The organism is Rhizobium sp. RAF56 (assembly GCF_052113965.1).
Lineage (GTDB): Bacteria > Pseudomonadota > Alphaproteobacteria > Rhizobiales > Rhizobiaceae > Rhizobium.
In genome coordinates this window covers 63,372-86,622 of record NZ_JBFRDU010000024.1, presented here as the reverse complement: position 1 = coordinate 86,622, position 23,251 = coordinate 63,372, and the positions used below count along the sequence as shown (strand labels likewise).

23 protein-coding genes, 1 tRNA gene and 2 pseudogenes are annotated in these 23,251 nt (G+C 60.1%); 10 read left to right on the top strand and 16 right to left on the bottom strand.

Annotation, left to right across the window (positions count from 1 at the left end; genetic code table 11):
- The 3 genes and pseudogenes from AB4048_RS19950 to AB4048_RS19940 all read left to right on the top strand — a co-directional run.
- A partial coding sequence (locus tag AB4048_RS19950; protein WP_442203722.1) for a type I secretion system permease/ATPase occupies window positions 1-1,779 on the top strand: 1,779 nt, incomplete at its 5' end.
- Window positions 1,776-2,787 (top strand): annotated as a pseudogene (locus AB4048_RS19945) (HlyD family type I secretion periplasmic adaptor subunit). The gene AB4048_RS19950 and the pseudogene AB4048_RS19945, both read left to right, overlap by 4 nt.
- Before the next feature lies 1 nt (window position 2,788).
- Window positions 2,789-3,448 carry a ribbon-helix-helix domain-containing protein gene (locus tag AB4048_RS19940; protein ID WP_442203721.1) on the top strand — a complete coding sequence of 220 codons (660 nt, stop codon included), beginning with the start codon at window positions 2,789-2,791 and terminating at the stop codon, window positions 3,446-3,448.
- A gap of 76 nt (window positions 3,449-3,524) precedes the next feature.
- Here the strand turns inward: AB4048_RS19940 and AB4048_RS19935 are convergent, their stop codons facing one another.
- From AB4048_RS19935 to AB4048_RS19925, 3 genes are all read right to left on the bottom strand, one after another.
- The gene (locus AB4048_RS19935; RefSeq protein WP_442203720.1) at window positions 3,525-4,337 is read right to left on the bottom strand and encodes a transglutaminase-like cysteine peptidase; all 813 of its coding nucleotides are present in this window, start codon (window positions 4,335-4,337) and stop codon (window positions 3,525-3,527) included.
- A 713-nt stretch (window positions 4,338-5,050) separates the two neighbouring features.
- Window positions 5,051-5,135 (bottom strand) — tRNA-Leu (locus tag AB4048_RS19930).
- A 353-nt stretch (window positions 5,136-5,488) separates the two neighbouring features.
- A complete protein-coding gene (locus tag AB4048_RS19925; RefSeq protein WP_442203719.1) occupies window positions 5,489-6,250 on the bottom strand; it encodes a transglutaminase-like cysteine peptidase in 762 nt (253 codons plus the stop codon).
- Window positions 6,251-6,643: 393 nt separating this feature from the next.
- Between AB4048_RS19925 and AB4048_RS19920 the strand changes: the two genes are divergently transcribed.
- Together AB4048_RS19920 and AB4048_RS19915 are read left to right on the top strand one after the other, a co-directional pair.
- Window positions 6,644-6,883 carry a hypothetical protein gene (locus tag AB4048_RS19920; RefSeq protein WP_442203718.1) on the top strand — a complete coding sequence of 80 codons (240 nt, stop codon included), beginning with the start codon at window positions 6,644-6,646 and terminating at the stop codon, window positions 6,881-6,883.
- Window positions 6,884-6,946: 63 nt separating this feature from the next.
- Window positions 6,947-7,108: a hypothetical protein gene (locus AB4048_RS19915; protein ID WP_442203717.1), complete on the top strand. Its 162-nt coding sequence runs from the start codon at window positions 6,947-6,949 to the stop codon at window positions 7,106-7,108.
- Between the two features lie 785 nt (window positions 7,109-7,893).
- On the opposite strand, the gene AB4048_RS19910 is transcribed toward AB4048_RS19915, so the two are convergent.
- Both AB4048_RS19910 and AB4048_RS19905 read right to left on the bottom strand, forming a co-directional pair.
- Window positions 7,894-8,097, bottom strand: a complete 204-nt coding sequence (locus AB4048_RS19910) for a KTSC domain-containing protein (protein WP_442203716.1) — start codon at window positions 8,095-8,097, stop codon at window positions 7,894-7,896.
- A gap of 90 nt (window positions 8,098-8,187) precedes the next feature.
- Entirely contained in the window at window positions 8,188-8,898 is a 711-nt protein-coding gene (locus tag AB4048_RS19905; RefSeq protein WP_442203715.1) for a VanZ family protein, read from the bottom strand.
- Window positions 8,899-9,179: 281 nt separating this feature from the next.
- On the opposite strand from AB4048_RS19905, the gene ilvA reads away from it, so the two are divergent.
- The 3 genes from ilvA to AB4048_RS19890 all read left to right on the top strand — a co-directional run bounded on the left by ilvA (window position 9,180) and on the right by AB4048_RS19890 (window position 12,436).
- Window positions 9,180-10,430 (top strand): threonine ammonia-lyase, encoded by a 1,251-nt coding sequence (gene ilvA / locus AB4048_RS19900; RefSeq protein WP_442203714.1) that lies wholly within the window; start codon window positions 9,180-9,182, stop codon window positions 10,428-10,430.
- Between the two features lie 37 nt (window positions 10,431-10,467).
- Window positions 10,468-10,803 carry an HlyU family transcriptional regulator gene (locus tag AB4048_RS19895; RefSeq protein ID WP_442203713.1) on the top strand — a complete coding sequence of 112 codons (336 nt, stop codon included), beginning with the start codon at window positions 10,468-10,470 and terminating at the stop codon, window positions 10,801-10,803.
- A 364-nt stretch (window positions 10,804-11,167) separates the two neighbouring features.
- A complete protein-coding gene (locus tag AB4048_RS19890) occupies window positions 11,168-12,436 on the top strand; it encodes a diguanylate cyclase (RefSeq protein ID WP_442203712.1) in 1,269 nt (422 codons plus the stop codon).
- Window positions 12,437-12,491: 55 nt separating this feature from the next.
- Here the strand turns inward: AB4048_RS19890 and AB4048_RS19885 are convergent, their stop codons facing one another.
- Complete coding sequence (locus AB4048_RS19885; RefSeq protein WP_442203711.1) at window positions 12,492-13,106, bottom strand: FMN-dependent NADH-azoreductase; 615 nt, start codon at window positions 13,104-13,106, stop codon at window positions 12,492-12,494.
- A gap of 140 nt (window positions 13,107-13,246) precedes the next feature.
- Between AB4048_RS19885 and AB4048_RS19880 the strand changes: the two genes are divergently transcribed.
- Window positions 13,247-14,212, top strand: a complete 966-nt coding sequence (locus tag AB4048_RS19880; protein WP_442203710.1) for a LysR family transcriptional regulator — start codon at window positions 13,247-13,249, stop codon at window positions 14,210-14,212.
- A gap of 36 nt (window positions 14,213-14,248) precedes the next feature.
- Here the strand turns inward: AB4048_RS19880 and AB4048_RS19875 are convergent, their stop codons facing one another.
- The 3 genes from AB4048_RS19875 to AB4048_RS19865 all read right to left on the bottom strand — a co-directional run bounded on the left by AB4048_RS19875 (window position 14,249) and on the right by AB4048_RS19865 (window position 17,293).
- Complete coding sequence (locus tag AB4048_RS19875) at window positions 14,249-16,237, bottom strand: bifunctional 2',3'-cyclic-nucleotide 2'-phosphodiesterase/3'-nucleotidase (protein ID WP_442203709.1); 1,989 nt, start codon at window positions 16,235-16,237, stop codon at window positions 14,249-14,251.
- 172 nt (window positions 16,238-16,409) lie between these two features.
- Window positions 16,410-16,745 (bottom strand): PilZ domain-containing protein, encoded by a 336-nt coding sequence (locus tag AB4048_RS19870; protein ID WP_442203708.1) that lies wholly within the window; start codon window positions 16,743-16,745, stop codon window positions 16,410-16,412.
- 86 nt (window positions 16,746-16,831) lie between these two features.
- Window positions 16,832-17,293 (bottom strand): Lrp/AsnC family transcriptional regulator, encoded by a 462-nt coding sequence (locus AB4048_RS19865; protein WP_442203707.1) that lies wholly within the window; start codon window positions 17,291-17,293, stop codon window positions 16,832-16,834.
- 154 nt (window positions 17,294-17,447) lie between these two features.
- Between AB4048_RS19865 and ald the strand changes: the two genes are divergently transcribed.
- Complete coding sequence (ald, locus tag AB4048_RS19860; protein ID WP_442203706.1) at window positions 17,448-18,566, top strand: alanine dehydrogenase; 1,119 nt, start codon at window positions 17,448-17,450, stop codon at window positions 18,564-18,566.
- A 17-nt stretch (window positions 18,567-18,583) separates the two neighbouring features.
- Here the strand turns inward: ald and AB4048_RS19855 are convergent, their stop codons facing one another.
- The 7 genes and pseudogenes from AB4048_RS19855 to AB4048_RS19825 form a co-directional block, all read right to left on the bottom strand.
- Complete coding sequence (locus AB4048_RS19855; RefSeq protein WP_442203705.1) at window positions 18,584-19,093, bottom strand: DUF1203 domain-containing protein; 510 nt, start codon at window positions 19,091-19,093, stop codon at window positions 18,584-18,586.
- Window positions 19,094-19,185: 92 nt separating this feature from the next.
- Window positions 19,186-19,433 (bottom strand): annotated as a pseudogene (locus AB4048_RS19850) (type II toxin-antitoxin system RelE/ParE family toxin).
- 34 nt (window positions 19,434-19,467) lie between these two features.
- Window positions 19,468-19,743 carry a type II toxin-antitoxin system ParD family antitoxin gene (locus tag AB4048_RS19845; protein WP_442203704.1) on the bottom strand — a complete coding sequence of 92 codons (276 nt, stop codon included), beginning with the start codon at window positions 19,741-19,743 and terminating at the stop codon, window positions 19,468-19,470.
- 93 nt (window positions 19,744-19,836) lie between these two features.
- The gene (locus tag AB4048_RS19840) at window positions 19,837-20,403 is read right to left on the bottom strand and encodes a GNAT family N-acetyltransferase (RefSeq protein ID WP_442203703.1); all 567 of its coding nucleotides are present in this window, start codon (window positions 20,401-20,403) and stop codon (window positions 19,837-19,839) included.
- A gap of 4 nt (window positions 20,404-20,407) precedes the next feature.
- Window positions 20,408-21,277: a 3-mercaptopyruvate sulfurtransferase gene (gene sseA, locus AB4048_RS19835; protein ID WP_442203702.1), complete on the bottom strand. Its 870-nt coding sequence runs from the start codon at window positions 21,275-21,277 to the stop codon at window positions 20,408-20,410.
- A 21-nt stretch (window positions 21,278-21,298) separates the two neighbouring features.
- Complete coding sequence (locus AB4048_RS19830) at window positions 21,299-22,036, bottom strand: alanyl-tRNA editing protein (protein WP_442203701.1); 738 nt, start codon at window positions 22,034-22,036, stop codon at window positions 21,299-21,301.
- Between the two features lie 7 nt (window positions 22,037-22,043).
- Window positions 22,044-23,084, bottom strand: a complete 1,041-nt coding sequence (locus tag AB4048_RS19825) for a cysteine synthase A (RefSeq protein ID WP_442203700.1) — start codon at window positions 23,082-23,084, stop codon at window positions 22,044-22,046.
- Window positions 23,085-23,251: the final 167 nt, after the last annotated feature.

Genomic DNA, 23,251 nt, shown 5'->3' with positions numbered 1-23,251 from the left:
CCGCGTGTCGCCTTCGCCTTCACGCTCTACTATCAAAACGCCTCGGAAGAGGCGCTGGTCGGCAACGCCGTCGAGATCGAAAAGCGGCACTGGCTGGCAACGACGCTGGTGCCCTACTGGCGCACCTACCTGCGCGTCATGTTCGCGGCGCTGTTCATCAACCTGATCGCGCTCGGCTCGCCACTGTTTACGATGAACGTCTACGACCGGGTGCTGCCGAACAAGGCATTTCCGACGCTCTGGGTTCTCGCCGCCGGCATTTCGCTTGCCTATATCTTCGATTTCCTGCTGAAGACCGCGCGCGCCTCGCTGATCGACTATGCCGGACGCAAGGCGGACCTGCGGCTGTCGCAGCTGATCTTCGACAAGGTGCTGAACTCGACGCTGGCCTCGCGCCCGATGTCGACAGGCGAATATGCCAACCGCATCACCCAGTATGAATTCGTTCGCGAATTCTTCACCTCGAACACGATCGGCGTCCTCATCGACAGTCTGTTCGTCTTCATCTTCCTGGCCGTGATCTATCTGATCGCCGGCTGGCTGGTGGTCATTCCCGCCGTCGCCYTCATCCTMTCCGTGGTCATCGGGCTCTACGCGCAGGCGCGGATCGGCAAGCGCATGGCGACGGCCGCCAACGAGGCGTCGCGCCGCCAGTCGCTGCTGGTCGAGACGATCTCGACGATCGAGACGCTGAAGAGCCTGCGCGCCGAGGCGACCATGCTCAGGCGCTGGCAGGAGYTGACGAAGTATTCGAGCCGCACCAGCGAAGAGATCAAGCATATCTCGACGAATGCCATCAACATGACGATGTTCRTGCAGCAGATGGTCAGCGTCCTCATCGTGATTGCCGGCACCTACGAATTYKCCGAGGGRCGGATCGCCATGGGCGCGATCGTSGCGACCGTGATGCTGGCCARCCGCRCCGGCGCGCCGCTCAGCCAGATCGCCATGACGCTTGCCCGCTTCCGGCAGGCGACGATGTCGCTGCGCATCCTCGACAAGATCATGGAGCAGCCGGACGACCGGCCCTCGACCGTCGGTTTCGTCAACCGCCAGATCGCCAGCGGCGGCTTCCGCTTCGAGAACGTGTCGTTCCAGTATCCGGGCTCCGACTACCCGGTCATCAACCAGCTGTCGTTTACGGTCAGGCCCGGCGAGAAGATCGGCATCATCGGCCGTATCGGCTCTGGCAAGACGACGCTCGGGCGCCTTCTCGACGGGTTGTTCTCGCCGTCCGGCGGCCGCGTGCTGATCGACGGCGTCGACATTCGCCAATATCACATGGCCGAGGTCCGCACCGCTGTCGCGGTCGCCGGCCAGTCGTCGGATCTGTTCTCCGGCACCGTCAAGGAAAACCTTTTGATCGGCCGCGCCGATGCCAGCGACGAGGAGTTGCTCAACGTCGCGCGCATGACCGGCGTCGACGATTTCGTCGCCAACCACCCGCGCGGCTTCGACATGCCGGTCGGCGAACGCGGCACCAATCTGTCCAGCGGCCAGAAGCAGGCGCTGACGATCGCCCGCCTTCTCCTCACCAAGCCGAAGATCGTCTTCCTCGACGAGCCGTCGGGGGCGATGGATCTGGCCAGCGAGCGGCATCTGATCTCGAAGCTGTCGAGCGCCTTCGGCAAGGAAACGACGCTGCTGATCGCGACGCACCGCCACAGCATGCTGGAGCTTGTCGACCGGCTGATCGTCATCGACAAGGGTCGGATCATCGCCGACGGGCCGAAGCAGGCCGTCATCGAAGCGATGCGCAAAGGAGCGGCGCAGCCGTGAACACCAATCGCCACGACAACCCTCCGCTGTTTGCGCGTGCCATCCTCGGGCTCTGCTCGCTGCTGGTCGCAAGTTTCCTCGCCTGGGCGGCGATCGCCGAGATCGATGAGATCGCCCGCGGCGAAGGCAAGGTCATCCCGGTATCGAAGACCCAGATCGTGCAGTCCTCGGAGCCGGGGATCGTCCAGCAGATCGCCGTCACCCTTGGCCAGGTGGTCCACAAGGGCCAGCTGCTGGTGCAGCTCGAGAACACCACGACGACGTCCTCGCTCGGCGAATCCGTCGCCAAGGCGCGTGCCTTCGGCGCCAAGGTGGCGCGGCTGAAGCTGGAAGAGGTGGGCGCGTACGACACGCCCTTCGTCTGCCCGGACGATATTCTTGCCGTCGCCAAGGACGTCTGCGACAACGAGGCAAAGCTCTTTGCCGCTGACCGCGCCAGCTATCAGAACAAGCTCCACGTCTTGCAGGAGCGCCTGAAGCAACGTCAGAACGAACTCAACGAGGCGCATGCGAGCATCGACCGCCTCGTGCAGAATATCAAGGGCGCACAACGCCAATACGATATGCTGAAACCGCTCGGCCAGAAGGGCCTGGTGGCGCAGACCGATGTGCTGAAGGTGGAGCGCGAGCTCACCGACCAGCAAGGTCAGCTCAAGGTCTACCAGGAAAGTCTCGAACGCCTGCAGGCGGCGGTGGAAGAGTCGCGGCTGCAGGTGGGTGACCTTGCGCTGGAATTGCGCCAGGCGGCGCTTACCGAGAAGGCGCAGACGCTGGCCGAACTCTCGGTCGTCGACGAGACCATCCGCGGCGCGTCCGACCGCGTCAAGCGAACCGACATCCGCTCGCCGGTCGACGAACCGCTCGGTGCTGGAACGCAACGGCAAGGGCTATCCGATCATCCCGGGCATGGTGGCCAATGTCGAGATCATGACCGGGCGCAAGACCGTGCTCAGCTACCTGTTGAAGCCGATCAACAAGGCGCGCTCCGAAGCGCTGACGGAGCGCTGACATGTCGATCCCGAAGGCCGGCACCAATGATCTCGTGGAGCTGAATGGCCCAGCCGATCCTTTGCCGGTACTTGCGGCGGAGGAACTGGAGCCGAGTTTTCGCGCCGTCGTCGGACGAGATGGAGAACGTCGCGGCATTCGCCTGGAGCGGATCTATTGGAATGGCCTCAACCGCATGTCGGCGGCGGGCAGGGTGACGATGGCGGACATCGTCCAGTATACGGCCAAGCAGCTTCCTGATTCGGGCAATCTCGCCTCGTCGCTGCGCGTGATGAGCCTCAAATGGGCTCTCCACCGACTGGACGCGCTGGACGATGCTTCCTCGCTGGCGAACCTCAATGCGCTCATCCAGGCATCGCCGTCGCCGACCGTTCTCTTGACGCGCGAGAAGAAGATTCAACATTTCAACGACGCATTCCTAGGCATGCTTCGCCATCGCTTTCCGATGGGTGATGCGCCGCAATTGATAAAGACGCTTCGCTTTTCGATCGATACTCAGATTGAAGACGCGCTTGAGACCCTGAACCTTAACAGCGGCAAGACGCTCAACACCGGCTTTTCCATCGCCATCGGGTCCCAGCTTCTGAAGGGCCAGATCAACCTGGCGCTGGCCCCGATGCACCGCGTATCGATGCTGATCGGTTACATCGCCAAGTATTGATGCCGGAAGCGAGCGGCCAAAAAAACCGCCGCCAAAAAGGCGAGCGGTAAACGCGGCTACAGATTGGAGCTTCCGCTCAGAATGGCGTGCCTTCGCCAGGCGCGACGTCCAATGGCACCTTATTTGCAGCCACCGCCGCACCCTGAACGAGCGAACCATGCAGATAGCCCTTGTTGCCGCGGATCGAATAGAGCGGCAGATAGTCGGCAAGCCTGGTGTCGGGAAGAACGTCGTCGCGCATGTTGTCGAGAATATAGTAGCGCTCGCCGACCGCGACCGACAGGACCGCGTGATAGAAGTGGCGCTTCTGGTCGAAAAGCACGACGATTGCCATGTCGTTGAGATTAACGCCATCGCGGCTGAGCGCCGCCATCTTCAGGATGGCGAAATCCTCGCAGTCGCCTTCGCGCCGGGCGAGCGTCTCGGACGGCGTCGCCCAGTGGTCTTCGACCTTATAGACGTCGATGTCGCGGGCATAGCGGATGGTGTGATTGACTGTCACGTTGACCGCGTTCAGCTTGTCGCGAATGGAGGACTGCGCTGTTGCCGTAAACGAAGCCTGAATTGCCGTCGTGGCTTCGGGACAGGCGGCAGTGCAGGCGATCGCGGTGCCGGCGTCGATCTCGGCAAAGGTCGGCTCGAGCTTCTTCAGCGCCGCGAGGCGCTTGAAGGGAATGGCCACCGTGCCGAAAACGGAATTGCCGGCTGTCGTCTTCGCCACGCTTGGCGAAGCAAGACCCGCCGGGTTGGCAAGCGGCGCTGCCGCCGGAGCAATTTCCAGCGACTTGGTGAGCCGGGCAAGATCGAGAGTGCTGACGGAGTGCGTGACGTTGCCCAGGGCAAATCCGACAAGCTCTACCATGCCGCCAAGTGTTCCTGTACGGGCCATTTGGATCGCCGCATCTGTAATCGGTGTATTCCAACGGGAAATTTCCGACATCGGCGCCTGACCCGCAGTCGCGCCCACTATTCCGCACGTTGCGGTGAAGTATAATGAGGCTATTGCGCCAAATATAGTTCTGATTTTCCGCATGTCTATTGCTGCCAGATGCCGTTCTTCAGGAGCAGACTATGCGGCGGCCATAAATATGCGGTGTGGAAGGATGGATAAATTCAAGTACAAATATTAGGAAGAGCTATATTAAAATTTTATGGATTAGCTGGCGCGGTGTTTTCGGCGCGCGATCGCCTCGGGCGAGCTACGGCGTTTTCTCACCGCTAGACCGTTTCCGGCGCATACGTTGCCTTCCAGTCACACTCGCCGGGCTATCGCGCGTGACTACTCATTTCGAGCTATTTTGATGTGCGCAGCGGCACGCTAGCTTTGAGACGTAAGGCAACGAGCCGCCGACGCGGCGTCATGTATTCGTGTCGGCGATTCGTCTTCAAAGCAGCTTGAAATCCTGGCTATGTCTTTGATTAGCGAATAAGAACGCCTTTCCTCAGATGGCGCGAAGCTTTCGTATGGGAGGACACGCCGGCATTGCCTTGTTCCGGTGACGTGTGCGGCGACCGCGCTCCTGACTACCCCTTTCGGAGGAAGAGCACCTGGGAACGATAGCTAGCTCGTTGGCGCTGCACTAGATCCTGGAAATTTCAATATGGTGCGGACGACGGGGGTCGAACCCGTATGACCGAAGTCGAGGGATTTTAAGTCCCTTGCGTCTACCAGTTTCGCCACGTCCGCGTGCCCTGTCTTTCAAGCACTGGCACGATTCAGTCAAGGCGCTGATTTGGGGTCCATGGCTATATTTTGAAAGGCGGTCGGGATTTGGGTCACAGCTGCTGGCGGGGAGTTGGCGATTTCAAAGCTGATCATCAAGCCTTCGCGAACACGCGCGAGGTCGCGGATGTGCGTCTACGAAATGAGAGCGCCAACTGTCTGGTTGAGGGATCATAGTTCGGGCCATTCGAGGAGCTTCGACCGGATCGCCTGCATCCAAGTCTCGCCGCTTCGCTTCTCTGTTCAAAAGGCTTGAACCTGAGAGCCTGGGCGCATCAGAGGGCAGGGGGATGACGCCTGCCGTCTGACGTTGCTGCTCAAAATGTCGTGTCTTCGCCAGGGGGGGCTTCCAGTGGCACTGTATTTGCAACGACCGCGGCATTCTGAACGCGCGATCCATGCAGATAGCCCTTGTTGCCGCGGATCGAATAGAGCGGCAGATAGTCGGCAAGCATGGTGTCGGGAAGAACGTCGTCGCGCATGTTGTCGAGAATGTCATAGCGCTCGCCGACCGCGACCGACAGGACGGCGTGATAGAAGTGGCGCTTCTGGTCGAAGAGCACGACGATTGCCATGTCGTTGAGATCGACGCCATCGCGGCTGAGCGCCGCCATCTTCAGGATGGCGAAATCCTCGCAGTCGCCTTCGCGCCGGGCAAGCGTCTCGGACGGCGTCGCCCAGTGGTCTTCGACCTGATAGACGTCGATGTCGCGGGCATAGCGGATGGTGTGATTGACGGCGACGTTGACAGCGTTGAGCTTGTCGCGAAGGGAGGACTGCGCGGTTGCCGTAAACGAAGCCTCAATTGCCAACGTGCTCTCGGGGCAAGCGGTAGTGCAGGCGATCGCGGTGCCAGCGTCGATCTCGGCAAACGTCGGCTCGAGCTTCTTCAGCGCCGCGAGACGCTTGAAGGGTATGGCCACGGAACCGAACACGGAATTGCCGGCTGCCGTCTTCGCCGCGCTTGGCGAAGCAAGTCCTGCCGGGTTGGTAAGCGCCGCTGCGGTTGGAGTGCCCTGCAGCGACTTGGTGAGCCGCGCAAGATTGAGAGTGCTGACGGAGTGCGCGACATTGCCCAAGGCAAATCCGACAAGTTCGGCCGGCCCGCCGAGTGTTCCGGAACGAGTGACTGTTATAAGCGCTGAGACCGATCTATTTTTGTAGAAAACTCCTTTTTGTTGATTTGCAGTCGCATTCGCCGCGATGCAAGCAAATAATAAGTATATGATGGTGACTAACCTGATTGAATTCTTCGCTTTCCACATGGTTATTGCTCCGTCAGATCTAGTTGTTAAAGATCAGCTGCGAGGCAGGCCATAATTGTCTGTGTGGAAGGGTAAGTAAGTTCGAATCGATGTATTCGATTTCAAAATGCGATTGATTTCGAGGCGTCGATGCTCCGGTTCGGGCCTAGTTCAGGCGCTGACGAAGGAGCAGTTGCTTGAGCACTCAGGTTGAGGCGACTATCGGATATGCGCCGCCAGATTCAAGGCGCGATGACGCTGCTCGCGCTTCAACAGTCTAGCCCGATTTTCTCGTCGTCGCTTCGATTTTTACGAATGGCTTGTAAAGCCAACCCAATCGAGATTGCGAAACTCAATTACGGCTGGTGTGATTTCTCATATATTTCAATAGGGCGCGGACACCCGGATCCCAGCCGTATGACCGAAGTCGAGAAATTCCAAATCGAGAAATTGTCCATGCTGGGATAGATAAAGCCCTTGAGGCGCATCGTTCCGCGGTCACGATATGTGGCGAGGCGGCGGACGCGTCGCATGCGATTGAAAGCAGCGCTCGATGCGGTTATCACGCGGGTAATCGCGTTCATCATGCGGATGATGCGTTTCCGCGAGCGGTTCGACGGTATGACCGCCGCGGCTGCAATGCCGACGATCGTTTCGGGCAAGGAGAACGATCGTGCTGTCGAAGCAAACTAGAGCATGATGTCGTCCGAAAACCACGTACACATTTCGGCATCATGCTCTAGCAGCGGGGATGGCATATCGGCTGAAGCGCCTATGTACCATCGCCCACTTATCATGACGTTCCGGCAGATCGCGCCAATCTGCTCTCGAACGCAAAACCCAATGTTGCAAAAATAAAGTGCTGCCCGAGCCAGTGTGTCCCGGTTGTCAGCCTGGTACGGTCACAGGGGCGCAATCGCTAGCCCGCGCGCCTCGTTCCATTCATATCGCTTCACCGTCATCGAAAGGCAGTCGTAGTGAACCCGATCGCCGATGAAGCAGCGATCAACTGATGTGGGAATGCGGAATATATGAACAGTCCTAGCTGCTTGTCTGTCAGCTTCCCGACCCTTCCGATGCGGGATGCTTCATGTCGCCTAGGCAGTCGGTGATTATGTGATCCGCTGAATGATCGTGACCCCGGCCATGGATCTGATTCAAAATTCGGCCCCGGGGGCGGGCCGCATAGATGCGTGACTATAAAGCCAATATATCCTCCGTCGCTACGACGGAATGTCGGAATGGCAAAAGTGTAGCAACGCCATCAAGTTTCCAATGGCGAGATCTAAACTCTATGTCAGGTTGTGCAACTATTGAATTTCAGTTTGCACACTAGCACCCTTTTATATTCGTGGATAGAACTTTTTTTAAAAATACTCTCCTAATAGTCGAAAAAATTGAAACAGGTTGTGGCGTTCGGTTTACGAGCCACGCGGGTGAGTAGTTTTTGAGAAGCCGTTACTGATGGCAAGATACAGCTATACTCTCGCATAGACGTCCCGGATCTGGGTCATGTAGTAACTCCCGGGGGAGTTTGCGATTTCGAGGCCCAGCACCACGCCTTCGGGAACTTCCGCGAATGTCGCGCGATGTCCGTCGGTGAAATAGAGCGCCAGCTGCCTGGATTCGGGATCATAGCTCAAGCCTTCGATGAGCTTCGACTGGATCGGCTTTATCTCCATATTTGCCTCTTTTCCTGTCCGTTTCAAATGGCTCGAACCCGACATCCTGTCCACATCGGATGACAAAGGGACCGACGCCCAGCGCATGTCTTATGCCTGTTGAGCCGATGGCGCGTTCTCCGCGCCGCCCAGGTCCAGGACACGTACAGCGCCTGGGCTGACGGCATCTCCTTCGGCCCGCTGCATTCGCCTCGATAAAAACATCGCCAAATGGAAAAGTATGCGTGCAGCCGTGGCTCCGGCGAGCACGCCTGCGGCTTTTACCAGCGCGTCGTCGAAGCGGGCATGCCGGGTCGGGGAGAGTGCCTGCAGCAATTCCAAGCCCGGTGCCGACAGCGCGAGCAGGATGGCGATTGACTTCCAGTGACGCGGATAGGCGCTGACGAAGAGCAGCGCCATGACCGCGAACGCTCCAGCGCGATCACTGCCCACCTCCGTCATCGTGTGTGGGCGCAAATCGATCGGGCAGATCGTAACGAAGAGGATGGCGACCAGCGAGAGCCAGGCGGCGGATTTTATAAGGCGGTCTATGGGCATGGGGTCAAGGTAACGTGTCGCATGGCGTAAATAAGGCTTCTTCCAAAGCTGTCGTCGAGCAAGGTTAAGACCGCGATGGCCGATTGCCGCCGCAATGTTCCATCCTGAGACATTTTTGCGCGCGGATTGATGCTGTTCGTCGCGATGGCGGATCGATGCGAGCAAGGTGAGCGGTACCTGCATGCCATGGCGATTCGCTCCCGTGGCGACGTGGACAGGGCGAAAATTCGCGTGAAAACGGTGGGAGAGGGCTTGCAGGGACAAATTTGGCGCCGATTTCCTGCTTGGAAATGGCGAAACCCGCCGCAACCGGGTGAGCCGGATGCTGCGGGTTCCTGACCATCGTCATGATGGCTGGCGGTATAGAAGCAGCCGCATGGCTTCTGTCAATTCACGCTTTCTTGGGGCGAGCGCCGCCTCCTGCGAGAATTCGCGAGTGTGGCAATCGCGACCCACCGAGAACGACGAGATTTACGGGTGAACGGCTTTCTTTCGTCGCGCCTGCCTGCGATAGAAGATCATCGCGCAACAGGAACCTGACCCCCGTGAGAACGAACGACGTCGATAGCGCAGCCGAGGCCTTACGCAGCCTGTTTCCGGCAACGCCCTTGCAGCTCAACGAGCATCTCTCCCAGCGCTACGGCGCAAATATCTGGTTGAAGCGCGAGGATCTGACGCCGGTGCGCTCCTACAAGATCAGGGGGGCGTTCAACTTTTTCCGCAAGGTGATCGCCGCGGGCGGTACGGACAAGGTGTTCGTCTGCGCATCGGCCGGCAACCATGCACAGGGTTTTGCTTTCGTCTGCCGCCATTTTGGTGTCCAGGGCGTCGTCTACATGCCCGTGACGACGCCGCAGCAGAAGATCGACAAGACGCGCACCTTCGGCGCCGGATTCATCTCCATCAAGCTTGTCGGCGATTTCTTCGACCAATGCTATCAGGCGGCGCGCGAACATGTGGAGCGGATCGACGGGGTCATGGTGCCGCCGTTCGATCACGAGGACATTATCGAGGGGCAGGCGACGGTCGCGGCAGAAATCGCCGAGCAACTCCCGGACGGCGTCGTGCCCGATCTTGTCATCCTGCCGGTCGGCGGCGGCGGACTTGCTGCCGGCATCACTGGCTATCTGGCCGACACGCTCCCGAAGAATGCCTTCCGTTTTGCCGAGCCCGCCGGCGCGCCGAGCCTCAGACGCAGTATCGAGGCGGGTAAAGTCGTAACGCTGCCCAAGGTCGACAACTTCGTCGATGGCGCGGCCGTCGCGCGCATCGGCGACCTCAATTTTGCAGCCCTTCGCGATTTTTCTGCCGATCAGGTCATGCTGATGCCTGAAAATGCCATCTGCGTAACGATCATCGACATGCTCAACGTCGAGGGTGTGGTGCTCGAGCCTGCGGGGGCGCTGGCGATTTCCGCGATCGAGGCACTCGACCGCGAAAGCATTCGCGGCAGGACAGTCGTCGCGGTCGTCTCCGGCGGCAATTTCGACTTCGAACGGCTGCCCGACGTCAAGGAAAGGGCGATGCGGCATGCGGGGCTGAAGAAATATTACATCCTGCGGCTTGCCCAGCGCCCCGGTGCGCTGCGCGACTTCCTCAATTTGCTGGGACCGGAAGACGACATCGCGCGCTTCGAATACCTCAAGAAGAGCGCGCGCAACTTCGGCTCGATTCTCATCGGCATCGAGACCAAGGACGCTCAGAACTTCGCGCAGCTGACGGCCAATTTCGAGGCGGCCGGTTTAGGGTTTGAGGACATTACGGAAAACGACATCCTCGCAAGCATGATCATTTGAGCTTTGCGGCGTCCTGCCGCCATGCTAAAGGCGTAACATGGCTTCGTTCTTGTCCAGCATTCTGTCTATTTTCACCGGTGGCGCAAAGCCGGCAGCCGAGGCTGCGGGGGGCGGTTCATCCGTCGCCGAGCCACAGCTTTATGGCGAGTGCACGATCCATGCCACGCCGCAGCGCGAGGGCAATCAGTTTCGGCTGGCAGGCAGGATCGAGAAGCAGGTGAACGGCGAGACGCTGGTGCGCAACTTTATCCGCGCCGACGTCTTCACCTCCCTCGACGATGCCGTCGAGACGACGTTTCGCAAAGCCCATCAGATCATCGACCAGCATGGACCGTCGCTCTTCAACGACGGCGAGAAGGTTCGCCAGGTTTAAGGCCGGGCTTCGGCCGCCACTCAAAATTCGTGTTCGACCGCATTTTTCGAACTGCCGTTGGTGCACTCGCGAGTCTTTCTCCACATCCTGCGTAAACTTCAGCGCCACGCGTCTCCCGAGACGCACGATGGGCGTTGTAGCGCCTTGAAATGCCGCATAATTTTGCCCTTAAATCGAATCTGATTTAGGGCATTATGCTGTAGCGGCGGGGAATCGCCGTGCCGGTCGTCCAGCGAGCTGGGCGAAGTGGCGATTGTTTGCATTCTCGAATAATCCTTCCTTAAGCAGGCTTGGAGTCTAAGGAAGAGAAACAGGCAACCATCCAGACCGGTGAGGGCAAGCTGCACCGGACCAAGGCGGCGTAATGGAATTCCTCAATCTCGGCCTGCTGGTGTTCGAGGCGATCGCATATTTCTCAGTGATGGTTACGCTGTTGCACTTCCGGCACCGGATTGGCCTTGGGGTTTTCCTGACCGCGCTCGGCGTGATGCACTTCATGGAGACCTATCTAGCTGCCGTCTTCTATGTGCAGCTCCCCTTCGGAATGGTTTCGCCAGGCTCCTCGGTCTTCTTTGCGGGCAAGCTGATGGTGATCCTGATGCTCTATCTGGAGGAGGATGCCGCGACCGTTCGCCAGCCGATCTACGGACTTTTCTTCGGGAATTTGCTGACTGTCGGCATTGCCTGGTTCCTGCAATTTCATGCGACCGTCGAAGTTACGCCGGGACGGGGCGCCGATATCAGCTTCCTCAGGGAAATGGGCTGGCTGATGGTCTGGGGAACGACGCTGCTCTATCTCGATTCGCTCGGGATCATCCTGCTCTATGAAAAGCTCGGCGGCTTGCTGCAGCGCTGGGTCGTGCTCCGCTTCATGATTTCGGGGCTCGTCATCCTGACGTTCGATCAGGTCGGATTCTACTCCGCTCTGCATATCTTCGTCGATGCACCCGCCGCCGTTTTCTGGGGAGGATGGAAGGCGAAGATGCTTGCGGTTTGCATCTATTCCGCGCTTTTCGCCGTCTATCAGTTCAAGGTCCGGCGCCAAAGCTGGATGATCGGCAAGCGGGCGATCGGCGACGTCTTCAACGATCTCACCTTCCGGGAGCGCTATAACGATCTGCTGGCGCGCACCGGACGCGACATGCTGACCGGCGTCTTCGACCGCAGCCGCATGGAACTCGAGGGGCCGCAGATGGTGCGCAACGGTCTGGCATCTGACAACGCGTTGACGGTGGTGTTGATCGACGCCGACCATTTCAAGGAGGTGAACGATCATTTCGGACATCTCGAGGGAGACGGGGTCTTGAAGGCGGTGGCGTCGCAGCTTGCGGGCGCACTGCGCTCGCCCGATCGGCTCTTCCGCTTTGGAGGTGAAGAGTTCGTCGTGCTTGCGCCGCGCACTGACCATGCGGAGGGGCTGCTGTTCAGTGATCGCCTGCGTGCGCAAGTCGAAAAAAACGTCTCCAATCCGGCCGGCCAGCCGATAACCATCAGCTGCGGCGTAGCGACGCTGGGCGACGACGGCGTCAACCTGAACGCGTTGCTCGCAAGCGCCGACGCGCGGCTTTACCATGCCAAACGCAGCGGCCGTAATTGTGTGGTCGGCCGAGCGGGCAAGGTCGTTGCCGCCTGAACGTCAAAAGTGGCCGGTGGAAGACCGGCCGCTTTTCACTACTGTCCGTAAGAGCTTAAGCTGCGAGCGCCAGTTCGTTTGCGCGAGCCTTGGCGGCATCGATCGCCTTTTCCGCGGCTTCGGGGCCGAAGGCAAGCCCTTCGACATAGACCGTTTCCACGTCAGTGATGCCGATGAAGCCGAGCACCGACTTCAGGTAGGGAACCGCGTGGTTCAACGAAGCGGCCGGACCCTGCGAGTAAACGCCACCCGAGGCCAGGACGATGTAAGCCTTCTTGCCGGTCGCAAGGCCGACTGGGCCGTTCTCGCCGTACTTGAACGTGCGGCCGGCGCGGGCGATGTGGTCGATCCAGGCCTTCAGCGACGAATAGATGTTGAAGTTGATGAGGCCAGTCCCGATCACGAGCGTGTCGGCGGCAAGAAGCTCATCCACGAGCGCGTCGGAAACCGTCACTGCGTTGGCTTCTTCCGTTGTCCGGGCTTCGGCCGGCTTGCGGATGGAGGCGGTGAAGAGATCGTCGATGTGCGGCAGAGGCTGGGCTGCGAGGTCCCGATGAACGATCGTCTGGCCCGGGTTCTGGGCCTTGATCTTTTCGGCGAGATCCGTGGCGATGCTGGTGGATAGCGAATCGGAGCGCGGGCTGGAGGTCAGAAGCAGGATCGATGACATGACAGCTATTCCTTTTGAACTTGGTTTCTTCAGGCCCATGGAGGTCTCGGGCCGTCCGTTCGAAGCAAGAGATAAGTCTGGGTGACTATCGATTAAACTGTGATAATGTAGATCGTGATTATCGATGAAGTGGATGGATCATGCTTCCCAATCCGACGTTGGATCAACTGCAGGTGTTTCTCGCCGTTGCCGAGAGCGGCAGTTTTTCGGCGGCCGCCCGCGCCCTCAATCGCGCGCAGTCCGTCATCAGCTACACGATCGCAAATCTCGAGGCGCAGGTGGAAATGCCGCTCTTCGAGCGAACGGGATCACGTCAGCCGCGACTGACGGAGGCGGGCACCGCCATGCTCGAGGATGCGCGCCGCATCCTTTCTGATTTAGAGATCATGCGGGCTCGGGTGAAGGGCCTGAAAGCGGGCCTGGAAGCGGAAGTCGCGGTCGCCATCAGCGTGATGGTACCGGCGGATGCCATGGTCGACGTGCTCGGCGAATTTCGCGAGCACTTTCCCTCCGTGTCTTTGCGGTTGGACGTGGGCGAGTTGGGCGTGGTCATGGATCTCGTGATGAGCGGACGATCGACGATCGGCATCGGCGGCGCGGTTCTGAAGCAGGACGATGCGCTGGTTGCCGAGCGGATAGGCCAGTCGTTCATGATTCCGGTGGCCGCGAGCCATCACGCGCTAGCGAAGCTCGGCCAGCCGTTGACGCTTGCCGATGTGCGCGAGGAGGTGCAGTTGGTCGTCACCGATGCCTCGGGGCTGACCAAGGGCAGGGACTTCAATGTGCTCTCCTACAAAACCTGGCGGGTCAGCGACGTCGCCACGAAATACTATCTGATCCGCGGTGGGCTCGGCTGGGGCGGGCTGCCGCTTTCGTTCGTTCGCGAGGACCTCGAAAGCGGCCGTATGGTGCGCCTCGATCTCGACGCCTACGAGCAGCGGGACTATCCGATCTACGCCATGCGCAGGCTGGCCAGCCCTCCGGGGCCGGCGGCCGCATGGATGATCGAGGCGTTCCGGTCGCGTCTGGCGTTGTGCCCGACCTCGGCGGATTATCTGACAGGGGAGGCTGCAGCCGGAGCTGCCGCAAAAGTCGCCGCCGAGTGACATCCTGGTTTCCTGCGGCGACCGAGAGCAGGTTGCTCAAAGCAACAGGCGGAACTTGTGGAAGCCCTCGGCGCCGTCGCCGGCATCCTCGATCTTGACGCCTTTTACCGCGCCTAGAAAATCCTTGGCCTTCGGGGCGCTTTCAAAAAGCACGGTGGTGCCTGGCAACGGCTTGAACGTCCAGTTGGCGTCCGCCGTGGGATTGATGGTGCCCTGCTCATGGACGTAGCGAACGATCACGTCCCGGTTGGTGTCGGGCGCCTGGAAAACGACCTTGTCAGCGGCGATTTCCGGGAACTTGCCACCGCCGCCGGCACGGTAGTTGTTGGTGACGACCAAGAATTTCTGCTCAGAATCAATTTGTTTCCCGCCGAAGCTCAGGCTTTGGATGCGGTGCGCATCCACGTTCGCCAGCTTGCCGTCGTCGTCGAAGCGGCGCGGCTGAGACAAGTCGATCTCGTAGGTGACGCCGTCGATGACGTCGAAATTGTAGGTGGGGAAGCTCTGGTTCAGGAGTGCCGCATCCTTGGCGCCCGGCTGGATCTGGTTGAACATGGCGGCAGACATCTCCAGCCAGTTCTTCACCTGCTCGCCGTTGATGACCACCGCCTGCACCGTATTGGGATAGAGATAGAGGTCGGCAACGTTCTTGATGGCGATGTCACCGGCGGGGACGTCGGTGTAGTAGTCCACGCCGTTTCGTCCGCCGGCCTTGAAAGGTGCGGCTGCCGAAAGCACGGGCAGATCCTTGAACGCGGTATCCTTCAGCATGTCCTTGATGTACCAGCTCTGCGCCTGGTTCACGATTTGCACCGAGGGGTCGTCGGCAACGAGCGCGAAATATGAGTAGAGCGGCGCCGACGTTTTGCCCACGGGCGTGCGGACGTAGGCGAGCGTTGCTTCGTGCTCGGTCTTGGTTGCTTCGACCACTTCCTTCTTGTCGGCGACATCCGCGATCACCTTTTTCTTGTCGTCGCGGTGATAGATCGGGCGCGCCTCGGCAGTGAAGTCGACGATCTTCCAGCTCTTGCCGTCCTTTTCGAGAAGGAGGTCTATCAGGCCGAGATGCGACCCCCAGAAGCCTGCCATCACGGCGGGCTTGCCCTGTAGCGTGCCTTTCACCGGATCGGCGGCCTTGATGCCGTCCCAGCTCTTGGGACCGGGGAAGACGAGATGCTGATGACCGGTGAAGATCGCATCGATGCCGTCGACGCCAGCGACGTACAGCGAGGCATTCTCCATCCGGTCGGAGGCGCTGGTGCCGTCGATGCCGGAGTGTGAAAGGGCAATGACGATGTCGGCGCCTTCTTCCTTCATGGCGGGTACCCAGGCCTTGGCCGCCTCCACGATGTCACGCGTTTGAGCCTTGCCTTCGAGATTCTTCATGTCCCAGAGCATGATCTGCGGCGGTACGAAGCCGATGAAGCCGATCTTGATCGGGCTCTCGGTGCCCGTGCCATCCTTGATCGTCCGCTCGAGGATCACGTACGGCTTGAAGAAAAGATCGTCCTTCTTCGGATCGGAAGCGAGCCTACCCTTGGTGAGGTTGGCGCAGACGATCGGGAAGTTGGCGCCCGAGAGCACCTTGAACATGAAATCGAGGCCGTAGTTGAACTCGTGATTTCCGAGCGTTCCGACGGAGTAGTCGAGCGTATTCATGGCCTTGATGACGGGATGGACATCACCCTCCTTCATTCCGCGCTGATAGGCGATATAGTCGCCCATCGGGTTGCCCTGGAGCACGTCGCCATTGTCGACCAGAAGGGAGTTGGTCGCCTCCGCGCGGATCTTATCGATGATCGTTGCCGTGCGCGACAGTCCCATCGTGTCGTTCGGCTTGTCCGCATAGTAGTCGTAGGGGAGGACGTTGACGTGGATGTCCGTCGTTTCCATCAGGCGCAGATGGGCCTGATTGGCAGCCGCGCGTGCGGAGAAGGGATGCAAGAGCACGAGGCTGGCGGCGGCGCCGAGGCCGCGCAAAACAGAACGACGCGAGAACGCCGGCGAACCGAAATCAATAGGCATCAAAAAACTCCTCGATCAGCAACATTTTCACCTTGCGCGACCTCAAGATACTCACTGCCGTCGCAAGGTAAAAGATTGGGCGCTGGCCCCAAAGGGCCAGGTCTTAAGATGAGGATGTGCATCAGCCGCGTGACAGGAATGTGTTGGGCAAGCTGGCGGACGAGCTTCGTCGTCAGCGCCTGAGGACCGGCACGACGTCCTTGTGGAAGAAGCGGAAATAGGAATTCACTTGCGCGGAAGCATTGGAATTCTTGGCGAATTCGACGCCGAGGCGGCCATCGCGTGCCCAGCGCACGATCCCTTCAAGCTTGCCGAGGTCGTCGCATTCGAAAATGACCTTGCTTCCCGTCGCACCGTGGAACGGCCCGGCGAGTTCGACGGCAATTCCGGTGGTCGAGAGGTTGACGACGCGAGCCGCGGTTTCCTTGTTCAAATACTTGACACGCCCGAAGACCCGGCAGGGCCGCCGTGGCGAACCGCGAACGACGATATTCAGATTGTTCGGCACAGGTATTCCTCCTTTCAGATTTAGCGGATGCTAAAACAGAATAGGTTGAGAAACTCTAAGCTCGATCGTGAATTTTGCTTGTTGCCTTAAAGTCCGACGTTTGGGCGGTCGATAATCTCGCGGAGCGCGAAGCTTGAATTGATCTTGACGACATGCGGGAGCGCGGAAAGCCAATCGCGATGGATACGCTCGTAGTCTTCAAGGTCGCGCGCGGCCACTCTGAGGATATAGTCGTATTCCCCGGACATGAGATAGCAGACGAGCACGTTCGGGCACCGCTTCACCGCCGCTTCGAATTCCGCGAGTGTCTTGGCGAATTGGCCGGAGAGCGAGATGTGCACGACGGCGATCATCTTGTAGTCCAGCGCCTTGTGCGCCAGCCGCGCATGGTAGCCGCCGATGGTGCCGTTCTTTTCGAGGATGTCGAGCCGCCGTGAGCAGGCCGACGGCGACAGGCCCACCTTGGCCGCCAGATCCGCGTTGGTTATCCGAGCGTTCTGCTGCAAGGCGCGCAGCATGGCAAGATCGATAGCATCAAGTGTCGACATTCGAAGATCCTTCGAATTATTGCGGCATTTCGCAATATTCTTCGAAAATTCGCGCTTATGCAAATTCTCTTTGCAAGGACATTTCACTGCGTTGGTGATTGGATTCCGCCATGGACGATCCGCGAAGCGGACGACGAGGAGGAGTGAAAAAAGCATGCGCATCGGTTGCCCGAAGGAAATCAAGAATCATGAGTATCGCGTCGGTCTGACGCCAGCTGCGGTGCGTGAATATGTGGCGCACGGCCACGAAGTATGGGTGGAGACCAAGGCCGGCGCCGGTATCGGCGCCGACGACGGCGCCTACGTGGCGGCCGGCGCGAAGATCGCGGCTTCGGCCAAGGACATCTTCGAAAAGTGCGACATGATCGTGAAGGTGAAGGAGCCGCAGCCCTCCGAGTGGGCGCAACTCCGCGAAGGCCAGATCCTCTATACCTACCTGCATCTTGCGCCCGATCCGGAACAGACCAAGGGTCTGATTGCCTCCGGCGTAACGGCGGTGGCCTACGAGACCGTGACCGATGACCGTGGCGGCTTGCCGCTGCTTGCGCCGATGTCGGAAGTGGCTGGCCGTGTGGCGATCCAGGCGGGCGCCACCGCTCTGCAGAAGGCCAATGGCGGACTCGGCATCCTGCTCGGTGGCGTGCCCGGCGTGCTGCCGGCAAAGGTCGCGATCATCGGCGGCGGCGTGGTTGGGCTGCATGCGGCAAGGATGGCCGCCGGCCTTGGCGCCGACGTCTGCATTCTCGACAGGTCGTTGCCGCGCCTGCGCCAGCTCGACGACATCTTCGCCGGCCGCGTTCATACCCGCTATTCCAGCATTCAGGCGCTCGAGGAAGAAGTCTTTGCGGCCGATCTCGTCATCGGCGCGGTGCTGATCCCGGGTGCGGCAGCGCCGAAGCTCGTGACGCGCGAGATGCTGACCGGCATGAAAAAGGGTTCGGTCATCGTCGACGTGGCTATCGACCAGGGCGGCTGCTTCGAGACCTCGCATGCCACGACCCATTCCGAGCCGACCTACGAGGTCGAGGGCGTTGTGCACTATTGCGTCGCCAACATGCCGGGTGCGGTACCCGTTACCTCGGCGCAGGCGCTCAACAATGCGACGCTGCAGTACGGTCTCGCTCTCGCCGACCGGGGCTTGCGGGCCATTGCCGAGGACAAGCACCTCAGAAACGGCCTCAACGTCCACAAGGGGCGCGTCACCAATCGCCCGGTCGCCGAAGCGTTGGGCTACGAGGTGCATGCTCCCGAAAGCGTACTCAACGTAGCGTAGTCACCATGCGGTGACGGTCAGATGAAGGCGCCGGGATCGTCAGAGCCGGCGCCGTTTTTCCTGTCTATGCGACATTGATAGCAATTGTTGCGCGCCGAGCGGACATGGACGTAGGCGATGCCGTCGCGGCCGAGCAGATCGGCTGCATAGGCAGGGATGTTCGCCGTCGGCGTCACCGCGCCCGTGCCGTAAACGATCCTGTTGTCGGCGTTGTAGCCGCGCACGATGAAATCGCGGCTCGATGCCAGAACGGGCGGCAGAACTTCCTCGGCCGCATAGCGGGCGCAAGGGTTCTTGTGCAGAAAGATCGGACCGGTTTCCGCGTAGGGCTGAAGCTCGGGAAACGGCCGATAGGCGAGGACCAGAAGCGGCTCGCCCGTGTCGATATTCCTGAGGCAGTGACGGCAAGGGTTGCCCGGACCGTCGGAAATCATCGTTTCCGGCGCGCGACCGTAGGCATCCGCGCCGCCGTTCCAGAAATGCTGGGCGTCTCTCGTCGGCATGGCGGCAAAGGCTATGTTGATCATGACAATTCTCCTTCTGGTGTCGTCATGATCCTGCCATTCAGCGCATCATTCCACCCGATTCCTGCAGGAGAGTTGAGGCGTTCGATGAACGCTTAGATCCATTGAGTTGGATCGCGCATCCCGTGAACCACGGCGACAATAAGAGCGCCATAGGGCGTGGGTTCATAAATGGCGATATAGCGGCCAGCTATGAGAATGCGGGCAGTCTCGCTCAACTCCGGCCGCGCGACACCCATCTCTGGATGCTGCCCGGCCAGCTCGAATTTTTCGAATAGGCGGTTAAGGGCTTGTCTGCTGCCGGCTCGTTGTTCACGGCGATGCTGCGCCAGATAGCGCGCATATCCTCTTGGGCGCGCGGAGTGAGCCGGTAGTGATTAGCCACGGGCGGAGCGGTCAGCTTTCAACCCGTTGAGGAAGACCACGGGGTCAACGTCCTCGCCTTCGCCGCTGGCCTTGCCTTGGTCATAGGCTCGCTTGAGCTGTTCAAGCTCAAGGAGGCGGACTTCCTCGCGCTGTTCCCATAGACGCAGGGCCTCTCGGACGATTTCACTATTGGAGGCGTAACCGCCACTATCGATCGCGCTTTGAATGCGCGCCGCCTGTTGGGGCGTGAGGGAGACGGTAAGGGTGCGCATGGCTTGAGCTTTCATTGCTAGATCTATAGCATACCTAACAAGATCTAACAATCTTTGTTGGTATTCCCGCTGTGTCCCGCCGGCCCAGCCGCGTGACGCACCCCTGGCTCAGCAGCCCTTTTTTGCCAGCTCCAGCAGCTCCTTGTCGCTCAGCGGCCGGACGATGCCGTGACCGGTCGCGACGGGCGAGAAGCCGAACATTTGATAGAGCTGCAGCGCACGCGGATGATCGAGATTGTTGGTCGTCGTGACGATGCGCGCAGGATCGAGTACCCATAGCGCATAGAGAGCCTGAAGCAGGAACCACTTGCCGATGCCGAGCCCCAGCGCGTGCTCTATCAAGCCGAAATGGCAAAGCTCGATGGTCTCGTCGTCCTCACGGTGATACTCGAAGAACCCACCGGGCGCACCGTTGACGTAGAGCACGCTGATCCCGGTCTTTTCACTGTGCAGGAGGGCTGCAAGGTCCTCGTCGCCCATGCGGAGCCGATCGACCCATTGCCAGCGCGAGCCCACCTGCCGGTAAAGATAGCGGTAGAAATCCAGCGGAATATTCGGCGCGCGCATGATCGCCGTCTGGATGTTGACGGGCACCGGCAAGCTCGCCTTGGGCGGCGCCGTCATTTCCAGCCGCGTGATCTGGACCTTCAGTGAGGTAGTTGATTTGACGATCATGGTGTCAGGCTTTGACTGGCGTCGGCGGGCCGGTGACGATGGGCGTGTCGGCGCGACTTCCCCATTCCGACCACGAGCCGTCGTAGAGGCGGTTATCCGTGTGGCCGAGCGATTCCAGCGCAAGTGTGACGATGGCGGCGGTGATACCGGAGCCGCAGCTGGTAACCACGGGCTTGGCGAGATCGATGCCCGCGTCGGTGATCGTCTGGCGCAGGTCCGCCAGCGACTTGAATTTCCCGTTGGTCGAGAAAACGCCCGAAGGCAGGCTGCGCGCGCCCGGCATGTGGCCGGAGCGCATGCCTTCGCGTGGTTCCGGTTCGCTCGCGGCAAAGCGGCCGGCGCTGCGCGCATCGGCGATCTGCACTGCACCGCTTGAAACGATGTCGCGCATCGTTCCGAGCGAGACGACACGGCCCGCGTCGAAGTTCGGCGTAAAGGTCGCCGGGCGTGGAGCGGGAACGGTCGTCTCCAGCGGACGCCCCTCCGCCTTCCATCCGTCCAGTCCGCCGTCGAGCACCTTGACGTTCGTGGCGCCCATGATGCGGAAAAGCCACCAGATGCGCGGCGCCGAAAAAATGCCGGGGCCGTCATAGATCACGATGCGGTCGTTTTCACCAATGCCGAGCTTGCCGACTTCCTCGGCAAAGAACGCCGGCGAGGGAACCGTATGCGGCAGGTTTGTCTCGTGGTCGGCGATCTTGTCGTGATCGAAGCGCACGGCGCCGGGAATATGGCCGGATAGATATTCCTCGTCGGCGTTGCGCTTCTGCGCCGGCAGGTAAAAGGCGGCGTCCACGATCTTCAGATCCGGCGCGCCAAGTTCGCCCTGCAGCCAGTCGGCCGAAACGACGTAACGGCTCTTGTCTTCACTCATGTCAAATCCTCCCGGCCAGGGTCACGCGTCCGCGTCCGGGGTGCCGAAGCGTATCCGGAAGCGGCGGTTTTCCTTGCCCTTCTTCTCGATCTTGGCGATGTGGATCGCCCCGACCTCCTGAGTCTCCGACACATGTGTGCCCCCGCAGGGCTGGCTGTCAACGGCGGAATTTTCGCCAATGCAAACAAGGCTAACGCGACCGAGCCCGGCCGGCGGGCGCACGTTCTTGGATTTGACGATACCGGGATTGGCGGCGAGTTCTTCGTCGGTGATCCATTGCACGTAGACGGGATGATTCGCGTTGACCAGCGCCATCAGATCGGCCGTCACCGCTTCCTTGTCGATGATGTCGGTCATGTCAAAATCGACGCGGCTCTCGTCCTCTCCAACGGCCGCGCCTGTTATCGGATAGGAGCAGACAACGGACAGGAGGTGGCAGGCGGTGTGCATGCGCATCAGCTTGTAGCGGCGCGCCCAGTCGATGTGCTGCACCACCTTTTCGCCGACGATGGGACGCGGTTCACCCTCAAGGGGAACATGGATGATGATGTCCTTCGTCGGCCCGTGCCGCGTCAGGCCGAGCGCGATGCGCGAGCCGTCGGCGCGTTCGAGGAAACCGGTGTCGCCAGGCTGTCCGCCCGACGTGGCGTAGAAGCACGTCTGGTCCAGTTCTATGCCGCCGTCCTCGTGCACGGCGGTAACCGTGCCTTCGGCGGTCGAGAGGTAGAAGTCGTCGCGAAAAAGGGCATTCACCGGCATATGGGGGTCACGCTTGGCTTTCGTAGGGGACGGGAATATCGGAATGCCGCGTCATCCAGGCCGGAATGGGCAGGCCTTTGGACTCAAGGAATTCCGGGTTGAAGAGTTTGGACTGGTAGCGATTGCCGTAGTCGCAGAGCACGGTCACGATGGTGCGGCCGGGGCCGAGGTCCTTGGCGAGCCGAACGGCGCCGGCAATGTTGATCGCGGTCGAGCCGCCGAGGCAAAGGCCTTCTTTCTCTACCAGGTCGAAGACGTAGGGCAGCGCTTCGGCATCGCTGATCCGGTAGCTGAAGTCGGGCGTGAAGCCTTCGAGGTTCGCGGTGATGCGGCCCTGGCCGATCCCCTCGGTGATCGATGAGCCCAAGGCTTTCAGTTCGCCGTTCTTGTAGAAATCGTAAAGGGCAGCCCCCTCAGGATCCGCGATACCGATCTTGATGTTCTCGTTCAGGGCTTTCAGACCCGCCGAAACGCCCGCAAGCGTCCCGCCGGAACCGACAGAGCAGATGAAACCGTCGACCCGCCCATCGGTGTCGCGCCAGATTTCCTGCGCGGTCGTTTCGATGTGGGCCTGGCGATTGGCGACGTTGTCGAACTGGTTTGCCCAGATCGCCCCATTTGGCTCGGTCCTTGCAAGCTCGGCCGCCAGCCGCCCCGAAATCTTCACGTAGTTGTTTGGGTTCTTGTAGGGGACAGCGGGCACTTCCACGAGTTCTGCGCCGAGCAGCTTCAACGCGTCCTTCTTTTCCTGGCTCTGCGTTTCAGGGATGACGATAACGGTGCGATAGCCGAGCGCGTTGGCGACCACCGCAAGCCCAATACCCGTGTTGCCGGCCGTACCCTCGACGATGACGCCGCCGGGCTTCAAGAAGCCCTTTCGTTCGGCGTCCCTGATAATGTAGAGCGCTGCCCGATCCTTGACCGACTGGCCCGGGTTCAGGAACTCTGCCTTGCCGAGGATGGTCGATCCGGTCGCTTCCGAAGCGCCCTTGAGCTTGATCAGCGGCGTGTTGCCAATGGCTTCGAGCACGGAGGGATGAACGCTCATGGATTCTGCCTTCTGTTTGATCCTACCTTATGAACGGTCTTTTCCCTTCACAAGGCAACCGAGACAAGAAATTCTGTTCTCCGCAATGGAATGCAGCGACAAAAAACGTTTTGCTTCCAACATAAATGGTTGATTGCGGACCGTTTTTCCGTGCGCCGCATCACGGC

Excerpts from the sequence above, each read along its gene's own strand:
- AB4048_RS19875 (WP_442203709.1), bottom strand. The coding sequence starts at position 16,237 with ATGCCTATTGATTTCGGTTCGCCGGCGTTCTCGCGTCGTTCTGTTTTG.
- AB4048_RS19935 (WP_442203720.1), bottom strand. The coding sequence starts at position 4,337 with ATGGCCCGTACAGGAACACTTGGCGGCATGGTAGAGCTTGTCGGATTT.
- ald (WP_442203706.1), top strand. The coding sequence starts at position 17,448 with ATGCGCATCGGTTGCCCGAAGGAAATCAAGAATCATGAGTATCGCGTC.
- AB4048_RS19915 (WP_442203717.1), top strand. The coding sequence starts at position 6,947 with ATGCGATTGAAAGCAGCGCTCGATGCGGTTATCACGCGGGTAATCGCG.
- AB4048_RS19855 (WP_442203705.1), bottom strand. The coding sequence starts at position 19,093 with ATGATCAACATAGCCTTTGCCGCCATGCCGACGAGAGACGCCCAGCAT.
- AB4048_RS19845 (WP_442203704.1), bottom strand. The coding sequence starts at position 19,743 with ATGAAAGCTCAAGCCATGCGCACCCTTACCGTCTCCCTCACGCCCCAA.
- AB4048_RS19840 (WP_442203703.1), bottom strand. The coding sequence starts at position 20,403 with ATGATCGTCAAATCAACTACCTCACTGAAGGTCCAGATCACGCGGCTG.
- sseA (WP_442203702.1), bottom strand. The coding sequence starts at position 21,277 with ATGAGTGAAGACAAGAGCCGTTACGTCGTTTCGGCCGACTGGCTGCAG.
- AB4048_RS19940 (WP_442203721.1), top strand. The coding sequence starts at position 2,789 with ATGTCGATCCCGAAGGCCGGCACCAATGATCTCGTGGAGCTGAATGGC.
- AB4048_RS19920 (WP_442203718.1), top strand. The coding sequence starts at position 6,644 with ATGCGCCGCCAGATTCAAGGCGCGATGACGCTGCTCGCGCTTCAACAG.
- AB4048_RS19825 (WP_442203700.1), bottom strand. The coding sequence starts at position 23,084 with ATGAGCGTTCATCCCTCCGTGCTCGAAGCCATTGGCAACACGCCGCTG.
- AB4048_RS19910 (WP_442203716.1), bottom strand. The coding sequence starts at position 8,097 with ATGGAGATAAAGCCGATCCAGTCGAAGCTCATCGAAGGCTTGAGCTAT.
- AB4048_RS19830 (WP_442203701.1), bottom strand. The coding sequence starts at position 22,036 with ATGCCGGTGAATGCCCTTTTTCGCGACGACTTCTACCTCTCGACCGCC.
- AB4048_RS19895 (WP_442203713.1), top strand. The coding sequence starts at position 10,468 with ATGGCTTCGTTCTTGTCCAGCATTCTGTCTATTTTCACCGGTGGCGCA.
- AB4048_RS19865 (WP_442203707.1), bottom strand. The coding sequence starts at position 17,293 with ATGTCGACACTTGATGCTATCGATCTTGCCATGCTGCGCGCCTTGCAG.
- AB4048_RS19890 (WP_442203712.1), top strand. The coding sequence starts at position 11,168 with ATGGAATTCCTCAATCTCGGCCTGCTGGTGTTCGAGGCGATCGCATAT.
- AB4048_RS19885 (WP_442203711.1), bottom strand. The coding sequence starts at position 13,106 with ATGTCATCGATCCTGCTTCTGACCTCCAGCCCGCGCTCCGATTCGCTA.
- AB4048_RS19880 (WP_442203710.1), top strand. The coding sequence starts at position 13,247 with ATGCTTCCCAATCCGACGTTGGATCAACTGCAGGTGTTTCTCGCCGTT.